The following is a 5,675-nucleotide window of genomic DNA, read 5'->3' on the forward strand; positions in this document are numbered from 1 at the left end:
TAATAATAATAATAATAATAATAATAATAATTGGAACACAGTCAATATGAAAATCTATATTGATGAAGAGAAATGTACAGGCTGCGGGGCATGTAAGGCCGCCTGCCCTAAAGGCCCGAGGATTTATTCCATAGAAGAAAAAGATGGTAAAAAGGTTTGTGTTCTGAAGGACCCTTCTTACTGTCTGGGGTGCAGAATGTGTGTGACTGTCTGTATGGCAGATGCAATTACCCTCGAAAACTAATTTTAAAAAACACAGTCAGGATTGAGAAATTTGTCACTTGAAATTCGCGTAGTGCTTGTGGAACCCATGTATCAGGGAAATGTGGGATCGGTTGCTAGAGCAATGAAAAACTTTGGATATTCTGACCTGGTTCTGGTAAACCCCTGTGAGCTCGAGGGACAGGCAAGAGCAATGGCTTCTCACGCAAGGGATGTGCTCGAAGGTGCAAGAGTTACCTCAACCCTTGAAGAAGCCGTAAGAGGTGCAGACCTGCTCGTAGGGACCACAGGAGTCTCAAGCCTGAAAGGAGGAGAACATATCCGCCTTCCCCTTTATACTGTCAGGGAATTCAAAGAAAAAATAAAAGAATACAGCGGCACTATTGCAGTCCTTTTTGGGCGTGAAGATAGCGGCTTCAGAAACGACGAACTCAAAGGCTTTGATATGCTCATTACGGTTCCGACCTCAGAGATCTATCCAATTATGAATCTTTCTCATGCGATTGCAATTGTGCTTTACGAGCTTTCGGAACTGGAGGGAGGAAGCAATCCGCTTGCTGAAGGCTTTGACCTGCAGCTTATGTACGGGCATATGGATGAACTGCTTGAGGAAATAGACTATCCGGCTCACAAAAAAGACAAAACTTCCCTGATGCTGAGGAGGATATTCGGAAGAGCCGGGCTGACCCCGAGAGAGGTCCAGACTCTGAGGGGCATAATAAGGAAAACAGAGAGAATGATGGGATTTGCAGCAGAGGTTGAAGACCTGCAGAAAGCAGAAGATTCGGAAAGTATAGAAAAGTTCATATGATAATAAACCTGTTTTACATCAGAATCTATTGTACGTTTTTTAACTTTTTTTAGGATCGTTTTTAAGTAGAAACCGGATAAGAAAGGAAAAATTTTACATAAAAGCCAAGTATTTTTGAGAACGCCATGACCGAGACAGAAAGCAAGTGGGACGAGAAACTAAAAAGATTCTTTAAAGACTACTACTGGAATGAGATCCTTCAGCTTGCAAACGAATATCCGGACCAGCGAAGTCTTGGAGTGGATTTTACAGATATCGAGAAGTTTGACAGGGAGCTTTCGAAAGAGTTTCTTGAGCACCCCGGAGAACTTGTATGTGCAGCTGAAGCTGCCCTGAAAGAAATTGACCTTCCTGTAGAAAAGAGTCTTGAACAGGCTCATGTAAGGGTTATAAAAATCCCGAACAGGATTCCTATCAGGGAACTAAGAAGTAAACACCTCACACGCTTTGTTGCAATCGAAGGCATGATAAGGAAAGCCACAGAGGTAAGGCCAAGGATTACTAAAGCCGCCTTCCAGTGTCTGAGATGCGGGCACCTTACCATTGTAGAACAGAACAGTTTCAAGTTCGAGGAGCCCTTTGCAGGTTGTGAAGATGAGACCTGCGGAAAGAAAGGGCCTTTTAAGGTTGCAATTGAAGATTCTACTTTTATCGATGCCCAGAAACTCCAGATCCAGGAATCTCCGGAAAACCTGAAAGGAGGTTCGCAACCGCAGAGCCTGGAAGTGGATGCCGAAGACGACCTCACCGGTAATGTTACCCCCGGAGACCGCGTCATCATTAATGGAGTCCTGAAATCAAGGCAACGCACCCTCAAAGATGGAAAATCCACCTTCTATGACCTGGTGCTGGAAGCAAATTCTATCGAGCACCTGGACAAAGATTATGACGAACTTGAAATAACTGCCGAAGACGAGGAACAGATCCTTGAACTTTCCCGTGACCCGGCAATTTATGACAAAATCATAGCTTCCATTGCACCTTCTATCTACGGATATGAAGATATCAAAGAAGCCCTTGCCCTCCAGCTTTTTTCAGGAGTTGTGAAAAACCTTCCTGACGGCTCGAGGATCAGAGGCGATATCCATATGATGCTTGTAGGTGACCCCGGAATTGCAAAAAGTCAGCTGCTGCGTTATGTGGTTAAACTCTCGCCAAGAGGCGTTTTTGCATCAGGGAGAAGTGCATCTGCAAGCGGTTTGACTGCTGCTGCCGTTAAAGATGACATGAATGACGGCAGGTGGACAATCGAAGGTGGTGCCCTTGTTATGGCTGACATGGGGGTTGCTGCGGTTGACGAAATGGACAAAATGAAGACAGAGGATAAGAGCGCCCTGCACGAGGCAATGGAACAGCAGACTATAAGTATTGCTAAAGCCGGAATTATTGCTACTCTTAAGTCCCGCTGCGCTCTCCTCGGGGCTGCAAACCCAAAATACGGGCGTTTTGACCGTTATGAGGGTCTCGCTGAACAAATAAATATGCCCCCGGCATTGCTTTCCCGCTTTGACCTCATCTTTGTTTTGCTCGACACCCCAAACCATGCCCTGGACAGCAGGATTGCAAACCATATCCTTCAGTCGCATTATGCAGGAGAACTCTCCGAACAGCGGCAGAAGCTTCCCGGCTCTAAGATCACAGAAGCTTTTGTGGATGCAGAACTGGAAGTAATCGAGCCTGTGATAGAAGCAGAAATTATGCGGAAGTACGTTGCATATGCGCGAAAAAATGTGTACCCTGTAATGGAAGTAGATGCACGACAACATCTTATCAACTTCTATACGAACATCAGGAAGAGTGGAGAAGGCAAGAATACGCCTGTACCTGTGACAGCAAGGCAGCTTGAGGCGCTGGTTCGCCTCTCTGAAGCCAGTGCAAGAGTACGCCTGAGCAATGTAGTCACTCTGGGAGATGCAGAACGGACTATAAAAATCACCATGAATTGCCTTAAAAACGTGGGTGTTGACCCTGAAACAGGGGCTCTTGATGCAGATGTACTTGCTTCAGGCACAAGCATGAGCCAGAGAAATAAAATAAAACTCCTCAAAGACATAATTAAAAAAGTCAGTGAGAGACATACCGGTGCCAAAGCCCCTCTCGAAGAAGTTTACGTAGAAGCTGAAAACGAGCACGGGATAGAAAGAGGGCGTGCAGAGGAATATATAAAGAAAATGAAGCAGAGAGGGGACATTCTTTCTCCGGACCAGGCCCATATCAGGCTCATTAATTAAGTCAAAAAACGGTGGGTATTTCAACCCTTAAAAAAGTTGCTGCGTACCACACGTCCCACAGGCAGGAGCAGCCTACCAGCAAACAAAATAATGATGGTTAAGCTGTAAATACTAAAAGGGAGAAATGGTTAAGCTGTAAATACTAAAAGGGCGAAGTATTACTAAAAAAGGGAAAATATGTATCTAAAGATCTATAAAAGTGAAGGGCAAAGGCTTGTTGCAGCCTGTGATGAAGAAGTGCTCGGAAAAACCCTGAAACATGGCAACGCCGTAGTAGAGATCAGCAAGGCTTTCTATGGAGAAGAGTCTGTTTCTGAGGAAGAGCTTCAGAAAGCTCTGGAAGAAGCTATGACTGCAAATCTCTTCGGGGAAAAAACAATCAAATGTGCCATAAAGTGCGGGATTATCGATCCTGACTCCGTAATCATGATCGACAGCGTACCACATGCTCAGGTATTCAGAGTTTGAAAAAAACTCTTATATCTCACGCTGTTTGTGTAACGGCTAAAAAGTGGTATACGGCAATTCCCGGTTTAATTTTCCGGGCTGGCCCTACCAGAGCCGGATAAAAATAAAACCTATAAAAATAAAATTTCAAAATTGTGATACTGTGAGCGGAAATACTGAAGAAGCCGGGATCAGAATGCTGACCGAAGGGGAACTGATTTCCGGGGTTGTGGAAAAACACAACAGGTTTCTGGAAGAATATAGAAAGGAGTTTAAAGAACTGGACAGCAGGCTGACCCAGTTTGAAGAAGATGCAAAAACTGCCAAAATTTCCAGAACCCGTATGGCGGAGCGAAAAGAGGTACTGACGGAAAAACGCCAGCAATATTACCATCAGGCAGAGGGATTGCTCGAGAAAGAGCTATTTCCGAAGCTGGATACCGTAACTGCTGATAAAATAAAGGAAGATATTAAAAAACTCAAAGGACAGATCGAACCCGAAGAGGAACAGAAATTTAAAGACTCTTTTATGGAACACCTGCAAGAACTCGTCCGGGAAGAGGGAGTCGGAGAAAGCATTCTCCTGCAAACCAGAGCCAGAATGGAGGACGCCAGAACCTCAAACCTGGAACTAAAAGAGATAACAGAGTCTGAAAAACAACTTGAAGAGGATGATGGAAACAAGAACAGTGAAATTTCCAAAAATAAACCCCAGCACAAATGGCTCAGCAGCAAAATAAAAAGTCACGAAGAAGCCCTGAGTTACTGGGAAAAACAAAAAGTATAACAGTTTTCGGAAAACACGTGGGTGGTAAGACATGAACAACGACGTTTCAACAGCAGAAACTGCAACGGCCGACCTTTCAAACCTAAACGAACGGGAGCTTAAGAGCAAGGTGAACGAGCTCAGGAGCAGGATAGAGAAAAGTGAAAGGCAATTGGCTTCGATATTTAAGGAACTGAAAATAAACAGGACAGATATCGACGAATTGAAAGAAAAGAGAGACTCTCTGAACAAGCAGGTTAAGGAAAGGGTTGCAAAAGCACAGTCACTTAGAGACCGACGGGACGAGATTAATAAGCAAATTGGAGAGTACAAGGAAAAAAGGAGCGACGTAAATTCCAAAACCCAGGAGCTTTTTTCAGGAATTGCGGAACTCAAGGAACAGCGTGATGAGTGCAACAAACTCTCTCATGGAAGCGTAGAATCCCTATCAAGGGCTTATGAAGCTGAACTGGACGCTCTATTTAATAAAGAACTCCCCCTTGAAGTGGAAATCAAGATACTCCAGAAATTAAGCGATCTGAGTAAACGCCTTGAAGCTGCAAATAAAGCAAATGAGCTTCATGCCCAAATCCAGGAAAGTTATAGAGAATCCAAAGGAATTCATAAAGAAGGGGACGAGTTCCACGAAAAAATTCAGGAACTTTCGGACGAATCTCAGGCATGCCACCTGGAAATGCTCGAAAACTTTAAGGCAGCAGACGAAATCCGAAAAGAAGCAAATATGTACCATGCCCAGCTTACGGATAAAATTGCAAACATAAATTCCATTAAAGAAAAAATAGATCCCCTCAAGAACAGCATCGCCGGCAGCCGAAAGGAACTCTCGTCAGACCTTGACAGGCTAAAAGACATTCAACTCACCAAAGATGAGCATAAAGTCAGCCAGAAGCACAGCGACGCCCGCGAAAAACTGCAGAAAAATGCTCGCCTCAGCCTCGAAGACCTTAAACTCCTCATAGAGAAAGGAGATGTAAAGTTCTCTACAAAAGACTGAGAAGGCAGAAACAAGAGCAAAAAATAAAATCAGCGGTGGAAAACCGGTTGTAAAAAGTCTTTATTAGATGTATCTTTTCATCGGGAACTCTAGTGTGAACTACCCCTCCCTGTCAGGCTATCACCTGCTGAGGAAGGGGCTTCCTTCGAGTATTTACTTCATTTGAAAATCAGATTCTAAGAA

At 44.2% G+C, this 5,675-nt stretch carries 6 protein-coding genes; all 6 read left to right on the top strand.

Features of this window, described 5'->3' with window-relative positions; genetic code table 11:
• Window positions 1-244: 4Fe-4S binding protein (locus tag EO93_RS13525; protein ID WP_235284271.1), on the top strand; the 244-nt coding region annotated here is incomplete at its 5' end.
• A 30-nt stretch (window positions 245-274) separates the two neighbouring features.
• Complete coding sequence (locus EO93_RS13530) at window positions 275-1,033, top strand: RNA methyltransferase (RefSeq protein WP_048138727.1); 759 nt, start codon at window positions 275-277, stop codon at window positions 1,031-1,033.
• A 125-nt stretch (window positions 1,034-1,158) separates the two neighbouring features.
• Window positions 1,159-3,264, top strand: coding sequence for a minichromosome maintenance protein MCM (locus EO93_RS13535; protein WP_048136310.1), 2,106 nt, complete (start codon window positions 1,159-1,161; stop codon window positions 3,262-3,264).
• 177 nt (window positions 3,265-3,441) lie between these two features.
• Complete coding sequence (locus EO93_RS13540; RefSeq protein WP_048163057.1) at window positions 3,442-3,732, top strand: DUF424 domain-containing protein; 291 nt, start codon at window positions 3,442-3,444, stop codon at window positions 3,730-3,732.
• Window positions 3,733-3,874: 142 nt separating this feature from the next.
• Entirely contained in the window at window positions 3,875-4,498 is a 624-nt protein-coding gene (locus EO93_RS13545) for a hypothetical protein (RefSeq protein WP_048136321.1), read from the top strand.
• A gap of 31 nt (window positions 4,499-4,529) precedes the next feature.
• Window positions 4,530-5,492 (top strand): coiled-coil protein, encoded by a 963-nt coding sequence (locus tag EO93_RS13550; RefSeq protein ID WP_048136306.1) that lies wholly within the window; start codon window positions 4,530-4,532, stop codon window positions 5,490-5,492.
• Window positions 5,493-5,675 lie beyond the last annotated feature (183 nt).

Source organism: Methanosarcina sp. 1.H.A.2.2 (assembly GCF_000979975.1).
Classification (GTDB): Archaea; Halobacteriota; Methanosarcinia; order Methanosarcinales; family Methanosarcinaceae; genus Methanosarcina.